Source organism: Comamonas sp. FG99, from assembly GCF_057808605.1.
The window spans coordinates 15,968-34,514 of sequence record NZ_JBMDII010000051.1; the positions used below are offsets into that span (position 1 = coordinate 15,968).

The window sequence follows — 18,547 nt, forward strand, 5'->3', positions numbered from 1 at the left end:
GAACATGAACAAGCCATTGCATGAAGCCGACATCGTCATCGTCGGCGCGGGCTCGGCCGGCTGCGCCCTGGCGGCACGCCTGAGCGAAGACCCGGCGCTCTCCGTGCTGCTGATCGAGGCCGGGCGGCCCAGCAGCTACCCCTGGATCGACATTCCCATCGGCTACTTCAAGACCGTGGGCCGCCCGCAGTACGACTGGTGCTTCGAGACAGAGGAAGAGCCGACCATGGCCGGCCGCAAGCTGCCCTGGCCGCGCGGCAAGGGCCTGGGGGGCTCCAGCCTCATCAACGGCATGCTGTACCTGCGCGGCCACCGCCGCGACTACGACCAATGGCGGGGCCTGGGCAACGAGGGCTGGTCGTGGGACGAGGTGCTGCCCTACTTCCAGCGCTCCATGCACGGCGAACGCACGCGCCCGGGCAGCGACGGCACGGGCGGGCCGCTATGGGTGTCCGACCTGCCGCGCGACACCCTGTCCGATGCCTTCATCGGTGCCTGCGCGCGCACGGGCATCCCCACCACGGATGACTTCAACGGCGGCGACAACACGGGCGCCGGATACTTCCGCATGACCGTGCGCAACGGCCGCCGCATGAGCACGGGCCGCGCCTACCTGCAGCCCGCGCTGGCCCGACCCAACCTCAAGGTCCTGTCCGGCGCCCAGGCGCTGGGGCTGGAGCTTCAAGGCATGCGCACCACCGGCGTCAAGGTGCTCATGGACGGCCAGCAGCAGCTGGTGCGCGCGCGCCATGAAGTCGCGCTCTGCGCGGGCGCCCTCCAGTCGCCGCAGCTGCTCATGCTCTCGGGCATCGGTGCAGCGCAGGAGCTGCGGCAGCACGGCATCGCGGTGGCACTGGACCTGCCCGGCGTGGGCCAGAACCTGCAGGACCACCTGCAGGTGCGTCCGTCCTACCGCTGCCAGGGCGTGGAAACGCTCAACGACGTAGCCAACAGCCACTGGCGCAGCGCGCGCGACTTCCTGCGCTACGTGACCACGCGCACGGGCTCGCTGACCACGGGCGTCTACCGCGCGGGAGCCTTCTTCTCACTCGACGACCCGGCGCACGCCGACTGGCCCAACATCCAGATCCACTTCGGCCTGGTCAGCTTCGACCGGCCGCACCAGCCGCCGCACCCCTTCCCCGGCATCACGCTGTCCGCCTGCATGCTGCGCCCCGAAAGCCGTGGCTACATCGCGCTGCGCGACGCCAACCCGCTGTCCACGCCGCGCATCCACGCCAACTACCTGCAGCACCCATCCGACCAGCGCCTGGCGATTGCCGCCGTGCGCAAGATGCGCGAGATCGCCGCGGCCGAGCCGCTGGCACGCTACGTGGTCCAGGCCAACGAGCCTGCCGAGTCGCTGCAAAGCGACGAGGAAATCCTGAACTGGGTACGGCAGCGCTCGGGCAGCATCTTCCATCCGGTGGGCACCTGCCGCATGGGGCCGGACAGCGACACGGGCGCCGTGCTCGACGCGCGCCTGCGCGTGCGCGGCATGCAGGGCCTGCGCGTGGTCGACGGCGCCTCCATGCCCCTCGTGGTCTCGGGCAACACCAACGCGCCCATCATCATGATGGCCGAGAAGGCCTCGGACATGATGCGCGCCGACCTCCAATCCTGAAAGGCAGGCACCATGATCGAACCCACCGCATTGCAGAGCATCGCCGGCCAATGGCGGCACGGACGCGGCGAACGGATGCTGGACGTGCTCAACCCCGCCAGCGAAAAAACCGTGGCGCGCTTCCAGGCCGCCTCGGCGCAGGACATCGACGAGGCGCTTGCCGCCACGCAGGCCGGCTTCGACCAATGGCGCGGCCTGACGGCGCTGGAGCGCTGCAACATGCTGCGCTGCGCCGCCAGGCTGCTGCGCGAGCTCACGGCCGAGATAGCACCCCTGCTGACCGAGGAACAGGGCAAGACCCGCATCGAGGCCGAGCGCGAGATCGAGCAGGCCGCGCAGATGATCGAATGGAACGCCGAGGAAGGCCGGCGCGCCGTGGGGCAGACCATTCCCTCGCGCTACCCAGGCGTGCGCTTCCAGACGCTGAGGCTGCCCGTCGGGCCCGTGGCGGCGCTCACGCCCTGGAATTTCCCGGTCATGCTCTCGGCCATCAAGATATCGGCGGCGCTGGCGGCGGGCTGCAGCGTCATCCTCAAGCCCGCCGAGGAAACGCCGCGCGCCGCGGCTGCGCTGGTGCGCTGCTTCCACGACGCGGGGATCGATGGCCGGGTGCTGCAGATGCTGGTCGGCGAGGCCGCGCAGATATCCTCCGCGCTGATCGCCTCGCCGGTCATCCGCAAGATCTCGTTCACGGGCTCGGTCCAGGTCGGACGGCTGCTCGCACAGCAGGCCGGGCAGCAACTCAAGCCCATCACGCTGGAGCTGGGCGGCCATGCTCCCGCCATCGTCTGCGCCGATGCCGACGTCGCGCGCACCGTCGCCACGCTGGCCCAGATCAAGCTGCGCAACGCGGGCCAGATCTGTGCCAACCCCTCACGCTTCCTGGTGCACCGCAGCCTCTATGCTCAGTTCGTGGAAGCCTTCAAGGCCGTGGCCGAAAACACCGCCATGGGTGATGGCGCGGCCAGCGGAACCACCATGGGGCCACTGGCCCACGCGCGCCGCGCGGCGGCCGTCGCCGCCCTCGTGGATGACGCGCGCCAGCGCGGCGCACGCGTGGCCTGCGGCGGCATGGCGGGAGTCGGACCCGGCTTCTTCTACGAGCCCACCGTGCTGGCCGACGTGCCGCCCGAGGCGCGCATCTGGCGCGAAGAGCCGTTCGGCCCTCTGATCCCGGTCATGCCCTTCGACACGCTGGACGAAGCCATCACCATGGCCAACGCCCTGCCGCTGGGCCTGGCCGCCTTCGGTTTCACGCAGCACCTCGAATCGGCGCGCCGCATCTGCGAGGAAGTGCAGGCCGGCGCCGTGGCCATCAACGCCGTGACCCTGATGCAGCCGGAGACGCCCTTCGGCGGCGTGCTGGACAGCGGCATCGGCCACGAGAACGGCCCGCAGTCGCTGGATGCGTACCTCGTGACCCGGTCCGTGGTCGTGGGCTGAGAACCTCAGGGCCTGGCCATGTGCCAGGCATTGCCGAGGAAGCCGTCTCCAGTCTTGTCGCCGGGCTTGGTGCCTTGGAGCAGAAGTAGAGCGGACGGCCCTCGTAGGCCCAGAGCCTGGCGCCGTCGTCGCGCGTGGCAACGCTCCATTCGCCAATTGGTGGCGCAGGGGCCGTTGCACACGCTCTTGCCAGGGCCGGCGGCGTGTCGCAGGCCGTCAAGGCGGCCAAGGACAGGATGACCAGCGAAGCATGAGATCTCTGCTTGAGGTTGGACTGCGGTGCACAGTGCGCCAGCGAGTTCTATGCCGCGCTGCAAGAACCTGAGCAAGGACTTCTGCCGCCTTGCGGGCACCATGCGAAGGCCTTGCTCAGGCGCCAAGCACGCGATGGCGCGTCAGTAGCTGGCTCGGGGCAGATCCTTGCTCGTGAACACCAGCGAGATCTTGGCATCCTCCGGAATGGGCGGCAGCGTCGCGTTCCAGTCATCCCAGGCCTGGCGCAGCTCGGCCAGCCTGGCGCTTTCGCGGTCGCGCATGTTGGCGCGCTCGCGCGGATCGGCGGCGATGTTGAACAGGTATTCCACGCCCTCCATCCGCAGGTACTTCCAGTCGCCGCGCACCAGCGCGCGCTGGTCGCGGTGGTTCATGCGCCAGGCCAGGTCGCGCTCGGGGTTCCAGTCCGCGTCCTCCATCACCGGCAGCAGGCTGATGCCGTCGAGCGGATAGTCGGGGTGGGCGTCCACGCCCGCGGCGGCGAGGAAGGTGGCCGACCAGTCCATGGTCAGGCTCGGCGTATCGCTGAGCTGCCCCGGCGCGATACGCTCGGGCCAGCGCGCAATCAGCGGCACGCGGATGCCGCCCTCCATCAAATCCATCTTCTGGCCGACGAAAGGCCAGTTGTTCGAGAAACGCTCACCGCCGTTGTCGCTGGTGAAGACGATGAGCGTGTTCTCGGCCATGCCCTTTTCCTCGAGCGCATCGAGCAGCCAGCCTATGCCTTCATCCATGTGGTGGATCATGCGCTGGTAGATGTCGACCGAGCCGCCGTCGAGGTGTTTGCCGATGCCGGCGATGCGCCTGGCTTCCTCCTGGTCGTCGCGCGTGAGCCAGGGCCAGTGCGGTGCACTATAGTGCAGCGACAGAAAGAACGGCTTGTCGGCCGTCTGGCGCCGCACGAAGTCGACGGCGCGGTGGCTCAGCAGGTCGGTCAGGTAGCCCTCCTCCTCATGCGGCTCCTCGTTGAGCCAGAAGTCGGGGCGGCCGCGCGGATCGCAGTGCGTGAAGTAGTCGGCACCGCCGGCATGGAAGCCGTAGAACTCCTCATAACCCGACAGGCGCGGCCCGAAGTGCGGCGGATAGCCGAGGTGCCACTTGCCGAACAGTGCCGTGGCGTAGCCCGCATCCTTGAGCAGCGAGGCCACGGTGGGATGCTCGGGCGGCAGGCCCAGCACCTTGTCGCCGTGGGCGCTGGCGATGGGCTCCTCGGCCGCGCCGCGCAGCCGGTACTGCCAGCGGCCCGTGGCCAGCGCGAAGCGCGTGGGCGAGCACACGGCCGAGTTCGAGTAACCGCGCGTGAAGCGCATGCCCTGGCGCGCCATCGCGTCCAGGCGCGGCGACACGTCGGTGGCATTGCTGTGCACATCGCGCGCGCCGGTGCAGCCCAGGTCGGCGTAGCCGATATCGTCGGCCAGGATGAAGATCAGGTTGGGACGGTTGTCAGTCATGGGAAGCGAAACGCCGTGTATTAGTCTGCCTTGAGGTGAATCTGCTGGACCAGCGCGCCCCACTTGGCGCTCAGCTCCTTGACCTTGGCCTGGGCCTCGGCAGGCGTGCTGCCCACCATCTCGATGTCCACCATCTTGACCTTCTCCTGCTGCTCGGGCGCGCGGATGGCCTTGTCCATGACCGCGAGAAAGCGCTTCTGGACATCCTCGGGCACGCCCTTGGGCGCGGCCAGCAGCAGCCAGAAGCTGCCATCGAACTCGGGATAGCCCGACTCGGCGATCGTCGGCAGATTGGGCAGCAGGGGCGAGCGCGTCTTGCCCGACGTGCCCAGCGCCGCCACCCGGCCGCTCTGGATCTGGGGCAGCACCGTGGGCGCGGCGAGAAAGCCGCAGTCGAGCTGGCCGCCCATCAGGTCCTGCAGGGCCGGGGCCGGCCCCTTGTAGGGCACATGGACCATCTTGACGCCCGCCGTGGCCAGCAGCGATTCCATGACCAGGTGGCCGGGCGAGCCCGCGCCGCCCGTGCCATAGCTCAGCGACTTGGACTTGGCGGCATCGATCATGTCCTTGACGGTCTTGAAACCAAGCTTGGGGTTGCAGATCAGCGTCTGCGAGAAGCGGGCACCGGCGGCCAGCGGCACGATGGCGTCGGGCTTGAAGCCCGTGCGCTGGTAGATATGCGGATTGACCGTGAGCACGGGATCGATGGTCCAGAACCACGTATAGCCATCGGGTGCCGCGCGCGCGACCTCGGCCGCGCCGATGTTGCCGTTGGCGCCGGGCTTGTTCTCGACGATCACGGCCTGGCCCAGCGCGGCCTGGGCGGCCGCGGCAATGGGACGGATCGAGATATCCGAAGGGCCGGCCGGTGGATTGGGCACGATAATGCGAATAGGCTTGGCCTTGGGCCAGTCATCAGCGGCCCCCACGGCGCCGGTGGCAAACGTGGCGGCAAGCGCGAGGGAGGAAGGGAATGGGCGGCTGGGCACGAGGCGGTCTCCTTGCAAACACGAAGCGCCACTTTACGAAGCAAGCACACAATGGATCAAATCCATCAACCCTGGGGAATACCCTAGGAATCCTTGATTTGCCATGAAAAATAACCCCCACGCTTGCTCACTGCGTGTAGCCGCTGCCCCCGAGGGGGTGCTTTTCCATCTTGGGGCGGCCCGGCGATGAAAAACGACACCCCACGCTCCCCACTTCGTGTGGTCGCTGCCCCTCCAAGAGGGGTGCTTTTCCATCTTGGGGCGGCCCGGCGATGAAAAAAAACTACCGCTGGCATGAGCCGGCCGTCATGGAAGACCTGTTCCTCTACCACCTGGCCCGACTGCTGAGCGCGGCCGGCTCCATGGTCGTGCGGCTGTGCGAAGGCGGCCACGGCATCACACGGCGCGAATGGCGCATGGTCGGCCTGCTGGCCGACCACGGGCCGCTGCCACCCTCGCGCCTCGCGGAACTCGCGCAACTGGACCGCACGCGCACCTCGCGCGCCGTCACGGCATTGACAGCCAAGGGACTGGTGCAGCGCCAGACCCAGGCCGGCGACGCGCGCCGCGCCCTCGTGCAGCTGAGCGAGGCCGGGCACGCGCTGCATGCCGAACTGTTTCCGCGCGTGCAGGCCATCAACATGCAGTTGCTCAGCGAGGTCGCGCCCGAGGACCTGCAGGCCATGGCCCGGGCCTTTGACGCCATACAGCGGCAGGCCCGGCGCATGCAGCAGGACCCCGAACTGCCCAAGGCGCGCCGCAACCGCCAACCGAGCCGCGATACGGAAGCGGGCTGAAGCTATGCTTTCAAGAGCTGTGATGTTGCCCCGTACTCCCGACTCCGCCCTATTCGCAATAGAGCGCCTGCTCAGCCCCTGCAGCCTGTTGCCGCCTGAACTCCCGAGGCGAACGCATTTTCAGCGAAGAATGCGGATGCACCTCGTTGAAATGCTCGAAGGCCGCTGACAATTGCGCCAATACCGTCTGCGCGTCACGCAGGTCCATGCGCGCCACCCACGCGCCTAGTAAGTGCCCCCTTGAGCCACCGGCTTCACGTCTTTAAATCGGCTCACAAGTGAGCTCGTGGCCTGCACCAAAAGGCTGGTGTCCAACCCAACGGCCACGAAGCGACAGCCCAAGTCCAGGTACTTGCGAGCCAATGCCTCGTTGGGCGTAAGAATGCCGGCGGCCTTGCCTGCTTTCTGAATGCGTGCAATGGCATCGCTAATCGCGGCCTGCACGTCGGCATGGCCTGGATCACCAACGTGCCCCATGGCAGCAGAGAGGTCGGCGGGGCCGATGAATACTCCATCGACGCCTTCGGTCGCAGCAATGGCATCAAGATTCTTGAGACCTTCGAGCGACTCCACCTGCACCAGCACGCAGACCTGAGCATTGGCATCGTGGTAGTAGCCTGCGCGGCGCCCCCAAGCCGAAGCACGTGCGCCGCCCATGCCGCGAATGCCGCCCTTGCCGTCGTTTTGCGGATAGCGCGCTGCGCGCACGATGCGCGCGGCCTGCTCGGCCGTATCGACCATGGGCACCAGCAGGGTCTGCGCGCCCACATCGAGATATTGCTTGATCAGCATCTCGCCGACCTCGCCATGCCCCATGGGCACACGTGCTACGGGGTGTGATCCGGGATAGGCGGCGGTTGCCTGCAGTTGCGACAGCAGGGTCAGCGTGTCGTTGGGGCCGTGCTCGCCGTCGATCAGCAGCCAGTCGAAACCGGCACCGGCACAGATTTCCGCAGAATAGGGGCTGCCGAGGCTGACCCAAAGCCCGATCTGGGCCTGTTTCTGCGCGATGGCCGCCTTGAAGCGGTTGACGGGGGTTGGCATCGTCATGCTTCGTCTCCCTCAGTAGCCCATGCAGAGGTACTTGGTATCCACGTACTCATCAATACCGTCTGCGCCACCCTCGCGGCCCATGCCTGACTGCTTGACGCCGCCGAACGGCGCCACGGCCGTGCTGATGATGCCGCTGTTGATGCCGACCATGCCGTATTCCAGCGCCCCGCCCACGCGCCAGACGCGGCCCACGTCGCGGGCGTAGAAGTAGGCGGCCAAGCCAAACTCCGTGTCGTTGGCCATGTGGATCGCCTCTTCTTCCGTCTTGAAGCGGAACACGGGCGCCACGGGGCCGAAGGCTTCTTCCTTGGCGATACGCATGCCAGGCTTGGCATTGCCGATGATGGTGGGTTCATAGAAACTGTGGCCCAGACTGCTGCGCTTGCCTCCAGCAATGACTTGCGCGCCCTTCTCGATGGCATCGGCGACCAACTCCTCCACCTTATCGACCGCAGCACCGTCGATCAGCGGCCCCTGCGTGATGCCGTCATCGGCGCCGTTGCCCACCTTCAGGGCCAGCACCGCGGCCTTGAGCTTGGCCATGAACGCGTCGTACACCTCGTCCTGCACCAGCAGTCGGTTGGCGCATACGCAGGTCTGACCGGTGTTGCGGTACTTGGAAGCCATGGCGCCTTCCACGGCAGCGTCCAGATCCGCGTCGTCGAAGACAATGAAGGGCGCATTGCCACCCAGCTCCAGCGACATCTTCTTGAGCGTGGGCGCGCATTGCGCGGCCAATACGCGGCCGACTTCAGTGGAGCCCGTGAAGGTCAGTTTGCGCACCGCCATGCTGGCCGTGAGCACACCGCCAATGGCCCGGGAGGAGCCCGTCAGCACGCTGAACACACCAGCGGGTACGCCCGCGCGCTGGGCCAGCTCTGCCAGCGCCAGGGCCGACAGCGGCGTCTGCTGCGCGGGCTTGACGATGATGGTGCAGCCGGCAGCCAGGGCCGGAGCCACCTTGCGCGTGATCATGGCTGCGGGGAAGTTCCAAGGAGTAATTGCCGCGCACACTCCCACTGGCTCCTTGGTGACGACGATCTTCTTGTCGCCCCAGGGTGAGGGCACGGTGGAGCCATAGATGCGGCGCGCCTCTTCGGCAAACCACTGTACATAGGAGGCAGCGTAGGCGATCTCGCCGCGCGATTCGGCCAGTGGCTTGCCCTGCTCGGCCGTCATGATCTGCGCAAGGTCTTCCTGGTGGTGCATCAACAATGCAAACCACTTCATCAAAATGGCGGCGCGCTGATCGGCGGTCTTGGCCTTCCATTCCAAGAAGGCGCGTTCGGCTGCGGCAATGGCCACCTGGGTCTCGGCCTCGCCAAGTTGAGGCACGGCGGCCACCCGTTCGCCCGTAGCCGGGTTGTGCACGGCAATGGTGGCACCGTCGCCGGCGGCCAGCCATTGGCCGTCGATCAGGCATTGGGTCTTGAGCAGGCCGGGGTCGCGTAACTGCAAAGGCATCGAAATTCTCCGTTGATTCAAACAAAGCGAAAACCCAGCGTACCCAGCGGGCCGTAGTCGGCCTCGAATACATCGCCGGGCTTGGCCGCCACGGGGCGCGTGAACGAGCCCGCGAGCACGATCTGACCCGGCTGCAACGACTCTCCCCAAGGCGCAAGCTTGTTGGCCAGCCAGGCCACGCCTATCGCGGGATGGCCCTGCACGCCAGCGGCCAAACCGGTTTCCTCCACCACCCCGTTCTGGCGCAACACGGCACCACACCAGGGAAGATCCAAGGACGCGGGATGGGCGCGATGCGCGCCAACGACGATGCCTGCATTGGCCGCGTTGTCGCTAATGGTGTCGAACACCTTGCGCATCACCTTGGTGTGGCGGTCGAACTGCTCGATGCGCGAGTCGATGATCTCTATGGCTGGCGTCACGTATTCGGTGGCCGCCAGCACATCTTCCAGCGTCACTTCCTTGCCGCCGGGCAGTCCCGGGCCGAGCAGCGGCGACTTGAGGATGAAGGCCAGTTCCACCTCTACACGTGGCGCGATGAAGTTGGCGATCGGGATGTCCAGCACCGCAGCCCCTTTGCAGGTGTAGAGCATGGAATCCAGCAGCGTGCCGTAGTCGGGCTCGTCGATCTGGCTGGCCATCTGCATGGCGCGTGAGGTCAGGCCGATCTTGTGGCCGATGACCTTGCGGCCCGCAGCGATCTGCATGCGCACCCATTCGCGCGAGACACGGTAGCCGTCCTCGACGCTCATGCCGGGGAAGCGTTTGGAAAAATGCTCTATCTGCTGGCGGGATTTCTCGCTGTGATCGAGTTCCTGGGCGAGCTGGGTCAAAAGTTCTGCGGAAAACATGGATTACTTTCTGGCAAACAGGGGGTGCAGCGTGCTGTGCTTGGCGTCGTAGACTTGGCCGGGTGCCTCGTCGATCTGCAGGGTCAGGCCCAGGTGCTTGCGGAGATCGGTGAACAACGGCGCCAGATGCGCCTTGGCGCTGGCCAGCAGAGCATCGCCAGCAGCCTTCTGGACCGCGCCGGAGCGGCCCGCGCCCATGCGCAGGTTGATGTAGATGAAGCCGTAGTCGCCATCGCCATCCGCGGCACGGCCTGCGGCACCACCGTCGGAGACCGCGTAGTGCGGCGCCGGATAGGCATAGACGCGCGTACCGCCCGTGGGAAAGACCTGGCTGCCGTCCTCGGCCCGGACGGTGAGCATCGTGTCGGCAAGGCTGCGGCACAGGCCGCCCATGTCGGCCTGCGCTTCAAGATTACCGGTGTAGAGAATCACGACGTGAGGCATGGATGCGTATCCTTCAGAGCCGACCGGCCGACGCTGCGGCGCTGCCCGTGCTGGCTTGTGGTGCGGGGATGGCGCTGCCATCCTGCGGCGTCACAGGCAAGACCACATTGATCTGCCCCGTGCCCGATGCCGCGAAATACGGCGTGAGGACCTCAGCCTTGCCGTCATAGTCTGACCAACCCAAGGCCCCCAGCAGCATGGCCGTGTCGTGCATAAACCCTTCGCCATGGCCCTTGGCCGCGTATTCGGGCAGCATGCCGCAGAAGGTGTCCCACTCGCCGGCCTGCCAGAGGCGGATCACCTGGCGATCCAGTTGCTCCAGAAACGGGCTCCAGATCTTGAACGCGAAATCCGGCGCCTGCCCGTTTTGTGCGAAGCGGTGCGAGAGCGAGCCGCTGGCTAGGATGGCCACGGTGCCGTCGTATTCGTCCTCAATAGCGCGGCGGATCGCCCAGCCCAGGCGCGCGCTGTCGTTGAGGTAATGGGCCATGCACAGTGCGGACACCGAGATCACCTTGAAGTGCTGATCCGCATTCATGTAGCGCATAGGCACCAGCGTGCCGTATTCAGGCCCCAGTGTGGTGGCATCATGCGCCAGCGTTTCCACGCCAAGGCTGTTCGCAGCCTTGGCCAACAGTTTTCCAAGGTCTGGGTTGCCGGGGAACTCATAGCCCATATTGCTGATGAAGTGCGGCAGTTCGTTGCTGGTGTACAGCCCTTCAAAATGCGCTGCGCAGTTGATGTGGTAATTGGCGTTGACCAACCAATGCGTGTCGAAGACCACGATGGTGTCCACGCCCTGCTCCCGGCAACGCCGGCTGATTTCCTTCAGTCCGTCGATGGCGTCCTGGCGCGTGCCCTTGCGCGGCCCATCCAGCTCGCTCATGTAGATGGAAGGGACATGCGTGATCTTGGCGGCTAGAGCGATCTTTCCCATGATGAATCCTACTTCAAAAACGATAGCAACTCACGCTTACTATGTATGCGATGGCGGTCGATATGGCGATGCCATCTAGCCCATCGTGATGTTGGCGCGGCGGATGATCTCGCCGTACTTGGCGATCTCGCGGTTCACGAAGTCCGAGAACTGCGAGACCGAGCCAGCTTGCGATACCACGCCGCTCTTGGCGAAGACCTCGACCACATTGGGCGAGGCCAGGGCCTTGTTAACTTCGGCGTTGACACGCTGGACGACGGCCTCGGGCGTGCCCGCAGGGGCCAGCAGGCCCTGCCAGGAGTTGGAGTCCAGCGCAACGCCCTGCTCGGCCAGCGTGGGCACGTTGGGCGCAAAGCGTGAACGCTGCTTGGTCGCCATGCCCAAAGCAACGAGCTTTCCGCTCTCGATATGGCCACGGAGCTCGGACCAGTTGCCGAACATCACGCTGACCTGGCCACCCAGCAGATCGGTAAGCGCCGGGCCCTGGCCCTTGTATGGCACGTGGACCATGTCCACGCCCATGATCTGGCACAGCAGCGCACCCGACAGATGGGCCGAGGTGCCGTTGCCGAACGAGGCATAGGTCAGCGTGCCGGGCTTGGCCCGCGCCGCCTGCCTGAGGTCGGCCAGGCTCTTGAAGCCGCCGGACGGATGGGTGGCCAACACATGCTCAGACAGGCCCATGAGGGCCACGGGCTGCAGGTCCCTGGTGGTGTCATAGGGTAGGTTCGTGATCAGCGTCTTGTTGGCAGTGAAGCTGTTGGCCACGCAGACAAAGGTATAGCCGTCGGCTGGCTGTTTGGCCACATAGTCCACGCCAATCACCGTGCCCGCGCCTGGCTTGTTCTCCACGATGACGTTCTGGCCCAACTGCTTGCCCAGCTCAGTGCCGATCAGGCGCGCGACCATGTCGGTAGTGCCGCCCGGTGTGAATGGCACGATGATGCGTATGGGCTTGGCATGTGGCCAGTTGCCCCCTTGAGCCCAGGTCGCCACAGTCGTGGATACCAGTGCGGCAGTGGCCGATGCCTGCAGGAAATGACGACGCTCCATATCGGTCCCCAAGAGTGGATGGAAGCGGCAGCGCCTATGCAGCAGGCGTCACCGCTATCAAGGATGAGAGAGCAAAACCCGCTCAGACGCCCCAGTGCGGGATATGGTGCGAACCCATGGAGACCGCGACGTTCTTCGGCTCCAGGAAGACCTCGTAGCTCCAGGTGCCGCCTTCGCGACCCGTGCCCGAGGCCTTGGTGCCGCCAAACGGCTGGCGCAGGTCGCGCACGTTCTGGCTGTTGACGAAACACATACCTGCCTCAATGGACGCCGCCACGCGGTGAGCCCGGCCAATGTTCTCGGTCCACACATAGCTCGACAGGCCATAGGCGATGTCGTTGGCAATACGGATGGCATCGGCTTCGTCCTTGAACGGAATCAGGCAGGCCACGGGGCCGAAGATTTCTTCCTGGGCAATCTTCATGCGGTTGTCCACGTCGGCAAAAACCGTGGGGGCGACAAAGTTGCCCATTTTCACGCGCTCGGGCACGGTCGGCGCATCCAGGCCGCCGCACAGCATCGTGGCGCCTTCCTTCTGGCCGATTTCGATGTAGCTGCGCACCTTGGCCAGATGGCCTTGGGAGATCATGGGGCCGATGATGGTCTGCTCGTCCAGCGGATCACCCACGGCGATGCGCTTGGCGCGGGCGACGAATTTCTCGACAAAGCTGGCGTAGATGCCCTGCTGCACCAGGATGCGGCTGCCTGCCGTGCAGCGCTCGCCGTTGTTCGAGAAGATCATGAACACCGCCGCATCCAGCGCGCGCTCCAGATCGGCATCGTCGAAGATCACGAACGGGCTCTTGCCGCCCAGCTCCATGCTGAACTTCTTGAGGCCTGCCGTCTGTACGATGCGGTTGCCGGTGGCGGTGGAGCCGGTGAAAGAAATGGCGCGCACATCGGGATGGCCGCACAGCGGCTCGCCCGTCTCCTTGCCGAAGCCGTGGACGACGTTGAGCACGCCTGCGGGAATACCGGCCTCCAGCGCCAGCTCGCCCAGGCGCGCCGCCGTCAGTGGCGACAGCTCGCTCATCTTGAGCACCGCCGTATTGCCGAAGGCCAGGCAGGGTGCAACCTTCCAGGTGGAGGTCATGAAGGGCACGTTCCACGGCGAGATCAGCGCACAGACGCCCACCGGGTGGAACAGCGTGTAGTTCAGGTGCGTGGGCGTGGGGTAGGTGTGGCCGTCCACCCGGGTGCACATCTCGGCGAAGTAGTGGAAGTTGTCCGCCGCCCGGGGCACCAGCTGCCTGCCGGTCTGGCTGATGGTCTGGCCGGTGTCGTTGGTCTCGGTCTGCGCAATTTCCGGCACGTGCTGGGTGATCAGCTCGCCCAGCTTGCGCAGCAGCTTGGCGCGCTCCGTCGCGGCCAGCCCGGCCCATGCCGGGAAGGCATCCTTGGCGGCCTGCACGGCGGCATGGACTTCGGCCTCGCCGCCGGAGGCGACTTCGGCCAGCACGTCCTGCGTGGCGGGATTGACGGTCTCCAAATAGTCTTTACCGGCAACAGCCTTGCCGTTAATCAAGTGATCGATTTTCATGGTGTGCTCTTTCGTAGGTCGGCGAGCGTCAATCCAGGCTGATGTTGCGGCTCTTGATGAGCGCATGCCATTTCTGCCGTTCGGCGTTGACGTAGGTAATCATGTCCGGCGCATTGGTGGGACGGGCTTCCCAGCCGGCGTCGTAGAGCTTCTGGCGCACGCCAGGGTCATGCATGGTCTTTTGCAGTTCGGCGCTCAGGCGCTGCTGCACATCTTTCGGCGTGGATTGGGGGACGGCCAGGCCTTGCCAGGTATAGGCTTCGACGTTCGCAAAACCCAGCTCCTTGGCCGTGGGCACGTTGGGCAGTTGCGGAATGCGCTCGCCCGACATGGCCAGCAGCGGCACGACCTTGCCCGCCTTGACGGCGCTGACGCCGCTGGGCAGATCCAGCATCATCAGCGGTATCTGCCCGCCCATCAGATCCTGCAGCGCCTGGGCGCCGCCCTTGTAGGGCACATGCAGCATCGAGACTTTGGCTTCGCGCTGGAACAGCTCCAGCGCCAGATGGTGGGGGCTGCCCACCCCGGCCGTAGCAATGCTGTACTTGCCCGGGGCCTTCTGCAGCGCGGCCAGCAAGCCCTTGGCATCGGCGAAGCCGGCTTGGGGGGCGGCCGTGATGACCAGGGGCGAGCGGCCCATCATGCCCAGCAGCGCGAAGTCTTTCTGGGGCTCGTAGCCCAGCTTCTTGTAGAGCGCGCTGTTGTAGACCAGCACGCCGTTGTCGGCCGACAGGACGGTGTAGCCATCGGCCGGGGACCGCGCCACGAATTCCGCGGCGATGATGGCACCCGCGCCGGGGCGGTTGTCCACCACCATGGGCTGGCCCAGCTGCTGGGACAGCTGCGCCCCCGTGGTGCGGGCGAGAAAATCGGTGCCGCCGCCCGCGGGATAGCCCACCACCCAGCGGATGGGCTTGTGGGGATAGTCCTGGGCTGATACGCCCAAGCTGGCCAGTGAGGCAGCCACGGCCAGCATGGCGGTGGCGAGGCAGAAATTGCGACGCATGGGATGTGTCTCCTGGATGTGTAGTGGTGAGGAAAAAAAAGCAATGCCATCAGGCCGCGGCCAGGGTGTTGACCAGCGTGCCGATGCCGTCGATCTCGGTCTCCACCACGTCGCCGGGCTGCACATTGGCCACGCCATCGGGCGTACCGGTCAGGATCACGTCGCCGGGCGAAAGCGTCATGAAACCGCTCAGGTACTCGATCAGCTCGGCCACGCGGTGGATCATGTCGCGGGTATTGCCGCTTTGCGTCACCTGACCGTTGACGCGGGTGCGCAAGCCCAAGGCATGCGGATCGGGCACGTCGGCGGCATCGACCAGCCAGGGGCCGAGCACGGTGCAGGCGTCGCGGTTCTTCACGCGCAGATTGGGGCGGTAGAAGTTCTCCAGATAATCGCGCACAGCGTAGTCGTTGCACACCGTATAGCCCGCCACATAGGCCATGGCGTCGGCAGCCTTCACGCGCTTGGCCGTCTTAGCGATCACCACGGCCAGTTCGCATTCGTAGTGCATGAAGGCGGCATCCACGGGGCGGGGCGTGAACCCACGGTGGCCGAGCAGCGCGTTCTGCCCCTTGAGGAACACCAGTGGTGCATCCTTGGCCGTCACGGTCAACTCACGCGACAGTTCCTTGACATGGTCGGCGTAGTTGAGGCCCAGCGCGATGATGGTGCCGAACTCCACAGGCGGCAGCCATTGCACATCGGTCTCGGCCAGCAGGCGGCCATCGGGCAGCCGTATCTTGCCGCCTTCGCCTTCGGTGACATCCAGTGTCTTGCCTTCGAAAGTGATGCGCCCACGCTTCATGCCAGTTTCTCCTGTGCCACGCTGTGGCTCAACTCACCCAGTCCGGGTACGGTGATCTTGATGTGGTCGCCCGCGCCGGCCGTCGGCGAGCCCTCGCCGGGGCCTAGCAGCAGCACGTCGCCCGCAGCCAGTGTCATGAATTCGGTGACATCGGCAATCAATTGCGCAGCCGGGCGCACCAACGTGGCAAAGCTGCGCTCGTAGGCCCGCTGGCCGTTGATGCTCACGCTCAGCATTGCGCTATCGAGATCGAAGCCGATCGCGTCGCGGAACATGGGGCTGATGGGGCAAAAGCCGTCGCGGTTGCGCTGCACGACCGCAGGGCGGTAATAGTTTTCGTGCGGCAACGTCACGTCGCTGACGATCACAAAGCCGGCCACATGGCCCATGGCCTGATCGACCGAAACGCGCGTGGCGGCGCGACCGATTACCAGACCGATGGTCGCGTCGATACGCACCTGGCCGGGATCAGCTGGAACCTCCACCACGGCGCCGTCGGCAGCAAAGGTATTGCGCGGCTTGATGTAGAGCACGGGTGCCTTGGGAGCGGCCTTGTAAGGCGCGTTGTCAAACTGGGGAGCTAAGCGTTCAACCGTGGCACGATCGTTTAACAACGCACCATAGACAGTGCCCAAGCCAAGGTCATTGCCCAAAAAGGAGTACTGCATCTGCATGGTCGATAACTAGTTAACTAGATAATAATTATCATGTTAAATAAATTAAGACCAAGATACATCAGGGTTTACACCCGTCATCCATGCACGTGACATGAACCGCCCCGGGTTTCGCGGAGGCTCCCTCGTTTGAGAAGATGGCGCCATCATGAGGAAGTCAATGAAGTTTTCACCGGAGGTGCGCAAGCGTGCGGTGCGCATGGTGTTCGAGCACAGAGAGGAGTACGAGTCGCAGTGGGCGGCGGTGGTGTCGATCGCCGGCAAGATCGGCAGCACGCCGCAAACGCTGCTCAATTGGGTGCGTCAACACGCGCGTGACACGAGCCTGCGCGAAGGTGTGACCACGCCATCGGCGATCTGCGGGCGCCATGTCCTCAGGACCTGGTCAACCGGCAGTTCAGCGCGCAGCGGCCCAACCAGCCGTGGATGTCGGACTTCACGTAGGTGTCCACCTGGCAAGGCTGGCTGTACGCGGCCTTCGTCATCGACGTGTTCGCTCGGCGCATTGTGGGCTGGCGCACCAGCCGCTCCATGCGCACGGACTTCGCGCTGGACGCACCGGAGCAGGCACTGTACGAGCGTCGGCCGCAACGCCAAGATGCCCTCGTGCGTCACTCTGACCGCGGATCGCAATACAAAAAAGCCCAAGTAGATCAACTACTTGGGCTTTTATATATGGCGGAGTGGACGGGACTCGAACCCGCGACCCCCGGCGTGACAGGCCGGTATTCTAACCAACTGAACTACCACTCCTGGCAGACAGCTTTTGCGCTCTTGCGAGCCAAGTGCTGCTAACTTGGCGACCCTACGGGGATTCGAACCCCGGTACTCACCGTGAAAGGGTGATGTCCTAGGCCTCTAGACGATAGGGTCGTAACCTGGACTGGCTCCATCTGGCGCAAGCGGCATCGGTTTGTTTAAAACCTCACGCCGTCTCACGCGAAGCCGAGACTATAGCAGAACTTCGGGCCCCAAAAAGCATCTGCGCCAGCGCCGCTTCAGGCGCGATCAAGGCCCCCTGCTCCGCTCCACCGCGATCGTCAGCGAGCAGCCGTCCAGATCCACCTGGTGCTGCATGGCCACCGCGGCCAGGGCGGCCAGCAGCTGCTCGTCGTGCACGGGAATACAGCGGCCGCTGTCCGAGCAGACCAGGCGCACCATGCCGCCATCCGCCGCGCCCAGGCGCGAGCGGTAGAAGGCCTTGCGCGCACTGCCCCACTCCCGGATCAGCAGCCCGGCCGTGTGCAGCTCCTGCAGTACCCGGTAGACCGAGCCGGCGCCTACGCGTACGCCTTTGGTGATCAGCTGGCGAAACAGCTCCTCGGCGGCCAGGCTGTCGGGCGCTGCCTCCTCGATCAGCTGCAGCACGCCGATGCGCGCAACCGTGGGCCGCAGCCTCGCGGCACGCAGGCGCTGGGCAATGGATGGTTCAGCCACCATGCTCACTCCTCGGACACGGCAAGTGCCGCCGACTGCCAGCCACCGCCCAGCGCCCGGTACAGCGCAACCGCCGCCTGCAGCTGCTGCGCCTTCAGGCGCAGCGCCGCGTCCTGCGCCGCGTACAGCGTGCGCTGCGCATCGAGCAGGGTCAGCAGCGTATCCGCACCGGCGCGGTAGCGGCTTTCCGCCAAGGCCAGCGCCTGTTGTGCCTGCGCCAGCTCCTGGGCCTGGGCCGCGAGCTGGGCCTGCAGGCCGGCGCGGGCATTCAGCGCGGTTTGCACATCGCCAAAGGCATTGACGATGGCCTGGCGGTAGTTCGCCAGCAGCTCCTCGCGCCGGGCCTGGGCCAGGTCGCGCCCGGCGGCCAGACGGCCGGCATCGAAGATCGGCGCGGCCAGCCCGGCCGCCAGCGAGTACACGGGGCTATCGAGCAGCTGGCGCAGCCGCTCGCCGCCCGTGCCGATGCCGGCGCTGAGCGTGAGGCGCGGCAGCATGGCCGCGCGGGCCGCCGCCACATCGGCATCGGCCGCGGCCAGCTGGGCCTCGGCGCGCGCGATGTCGGGGCGGCGCGTGAGCAGCTGCGTGGGCAGGCCGGCGTCCAGATTCGGCACCGTCAGCGCCGCCACGGACGCCTCGCCCACCGGCACGCCACCGGGCTGCGCCAGCAGCAGGCCCAGCGCGGTGCGCGCGTCGTCGGCCTGCT

The 18,547-nt window shown here is 65.9% G+C and carries 17 protein-coding genes, 2 tRNA genes and 3 pseudogenes; 4 read left to right on the plus strand and 18 right to left on the minus strand.

From position 1 onward, the window contains the following. The first annotated feature begins 4 nt into the window (after nt 1–4). Both ACODRX_RS23475 and ACODRX_RS23480 read left to right on the plus strand, forming a co-directional pair. Complete coding sequence (locus ACODRX_RS23475; RefSeq protein ID WP_488873963.1) at nt 5–1,624, plus strand: GMC family oxidoreductase; 1,620 nt, start codon at nt 5–7, stop codon at nt 1,622–1,624. 12 nt (nt 1,625–1,636) lie between these two features. Then, nucleotides 1,637–3,067: an NAD-dependent succinate-semialdehyde dehydrogenase gene (locus ACODRX_RS23480; RefSeq protein ID WP_488873964.1), complete on the plus strand. Its 1,431-nt coding sequence runs from the start codon at nt 1,637–1,639 to the stop codon at nt 3,065–3,067. Nucleotides 3,068–3,072: 5 nt separating this feature from the next. Here the strand turns inward: ACODRX_RS23480 and ACODRX_RS23485 are convergent. The 3 genes and pseudogenes from ACODRX_RS23485 to ACODRX_RS23495 all read right to left on the minus strand — a co-directional run bounded on the left by ACODRX_RS23485 (nt 3,073) and on the right by ACODRX_RS23495 (nt 5,780). Beyond that, nucleotides 3,073–3,423, minus strand: a pseudogene (locus ACODRX_RS23485) (COG4315 family predicted lipoprotein). A gap of 39 nt (nt 3,424–3,462) precedes the next feature. After that, entirely contained in the window at nt 3,463–4,791 is a 1,329-nt protein-coding gene (locus ACODRX_RS23490) for a sulfatase family protein (RefSeq protein ID WP_488873965.1), read from the minus strand. 20 nt (nt 4,792–4,811) lie between these two features. After that, entirely contained in the window at nt 4,812–5,780 is a 969-nt protein-coding gene (locus ACODRX_RS23495; protein ID WP_488873966.1) for a Bug family tripartite tricarboxylate transporter substrate binding protein, read from the minus strand. A gap of 272 nt (nt 5,781–6,052) precedes the next feature. Between ACODRX_RS23495 and ACODRX_RS23500 the strand changes: the two genes are divergently transcribed. Further along, a complete protein-coding gene (locus ACODRX_RS23500; protein ID WP_488873967.1) occupies nt 6,053–6,577 on the plus strand; it encodes a MarR family winged helix-turn-helix transcriptional regulator in 525 nt (174 codons plus the stop codon). Nucleotides 6,578–6,626: 49 nt separating this feature from the next. Here the strand turns inward: ACODRX_RS23500 and ACODRX_RS23505 are convergent. The 11 genes and pseudogenes from ACODRX_RS23505 to ACODRX_RS23555 form a co-directional block, all read right to left on the minus strand. Continuing rightward, nucleotides 6,627–6,797 (minus strand): annotated as a pseudogene (locus ACODRX_RS23505) (integrase core domain-containing protein); the annotation flags it as partial. A gap of 5 nt (nt 6,798–6,802) precedes the next feature. After that, nucleotides 6,803–7,621, minus strand: a complete 819-nt coding sequence (locus tag ACODRX_RS23510) for an aldolase/citrate lyase family protein (protein WP_488873979.1) — start codon at nt 7,619–7,621, stop codon at nt 6,803–6,805. Between the two features lie 18 nt (nt 7,622–7,639). After that, complete coding sequence (locus ACODRX_RS23515; RefSeq protein ID WP_488873968.1) at nt 7,640–9,094, minus strand: NAD-dependent succinate-semialdehyde dehydrogenase; 1,455 nt, start codon at nt 9,092–9,094, stop codon at nt 7,640–7,642. Between the two features lie 17 nt (nt 9,095–9,111). Then, nucleotides 9,112–9,945: a 2-oxo-hept-4-ene-1,7-dioate hydratase gene (gene hpaH / locus ACODRX_RS23520; protein ID WP_488873969.1), complete on the minus strand. Its 834-nt coding sequence runs from the start codon at nt 9,943–9,945 to the stop codon at nt 9,112–9,114. A gap of 3 nt (nt 9,946–9,948) precedes the next feature. Next, on the minus strand, nt 9,949–10,389 hold the full coding sequence (locus tag ACODRX_RS23525) for a 5-carboxymethyl-2-hydroxymuconate isomerase (protein ID WP_488873970.1): 441 nt from the start codon (nt 10,387–10,389) through the stop codon (nt 9,949–9,951). A 13-nt stretch (nt 10,390–10,402) separates the two neighbouring features. Then, on the minus strand, nt 10,403–11,326 hold the full coding sequence (gene hpaD / locus ACODRX_RS23530; protein ID WP_488873971.1) for a 3,4-dihydroxyphenylacetate 2,3-dioxygenase: 924 nt from the start codon (nt 11,324–11,326) through the stop codon (nt 10,403–10,405). A 75-nt stretch (nt 11,327–11,401) separates the two neighbouring features. Further along, nucleotides 11,402–12,379 carry a tripartite tricarboxylate transporter substrate binding protein gene (locus tag ACODRX_RS23535; RefSeq protein WP_488873972.1) on the minus strand — a complete coding sequence of 326 codons (978 nt, stop codon included), beginning with the start codon at nt 12,377–12,379 and terminating at the stop codon, nt 11,402–11,404. Between the two features lie 82 nt (nt 12,380–12,461). Next, the gene (gene hpaE / locus ACODRX_RS23540) at nt 12,462–13,919 is read right to left on the minus strand and encodes a 5-carboxymethyl-2-hydroxymuconate semialdehyde dehydrogenase (protein WP_488873973.1); all 1,458 of its coding nucleotides are present in this window, start codon (nt 13,917–13,919) and stop codon (nt 12,462–12,464) included. Nucleotides 13,920–13,947: 28 nt separating this feature from the next. After that, nucleotides 13,948–14,925: a Bug family tripartite tricarboxylate transporter substrate binding protein gene (locus tag ACODRX_RS23545; protein WP_488873974.1), complete on the minus strand. Its 978-nt coding sequence runs from the start codon at nt 14,923–14,925 to the stop codon at nt 13,948–13,950. A gap of 49 nt (nt 14,926–14,974) precedes the next feature. Beyond that, a complete protein-coding gene (locus ACODRX_RS23550) occupies nt 14,975–15,730 on the minus strand; it encodes a fumarylacetoacetate hydrolase family protein (RefSeq protein WP_488873975.1) in 756 nt (251 codons plus the stop codon). Beyond that, on the minus strand, nt 15,727–16,404 hold the full coding sequence (locus tag ACODRX_RS23555) for a fumarylacetoacetate hydrolase family protein (RefSeq protein ID WP_488873976.1): 678 nt from the start codon (nt 16,402–16,404) through the stop codon (nt 15,727–15,729). The genes ACODRX_RS23550 and ACODRX_RS23555 overlap by 4 nt, the downstream gene beginning before the upstream one ends. 507 nt (nt 16,405–16,911) lie before the next feature. On the opposite strand from ACODRX_RS23555, the pseudogene ACODRX_RS23560 reads away from it, so the two are divergent. Further along, nucleotides 16,912–17,007, plus strand: a pseudogene (locus ACODRX_RS23560) (hypothetical protein); the annotation flags it as partial. 73 nt (nt 17,008–17,080) lie between these two features. Here ACODRX_RS23560 and ACODRX_RS23565 read toward each other — a convergent pair. The 4 genes from ACODRX_RS23565 to ACODRX_RS23580 form a co-directional block, all read right to left on the minus strand. Beyond that, nucleotides 17,081–17,157, minus strand: a tRNA-Asp gene (locus tag ACODRX_RS23565). 44 nt (nt 17,158–17,201) lie between these two features. Continuing rightward, nucleotides 17,202–17,277, minus strand: a tRNA-Glu gene (locus tag ACODRX_RS23570). 135 nt (nt 17,278–17,412) lie between these two features. Beyond that, nucleotides 17,413–17,844 (minus strand): Fur family transcriptional regulator, encoded by a 432-nt coding sequence (locus ACODRX_RS23575; protein ID WP_488873977.1) that lies wholly within the window; start codon nt 17,842–17,844, stop codon nt 17,413–17,415. Between the two features lie 2 nt (nt 17,845–17,846). Beyond that, on the minus strand, nt 17,847–18,547 hold a 701-nt coding region (locus tag ACODRX_RS23580; protein ID WP_488873978.1), incomplete at its 5' end, for a TolC family protein.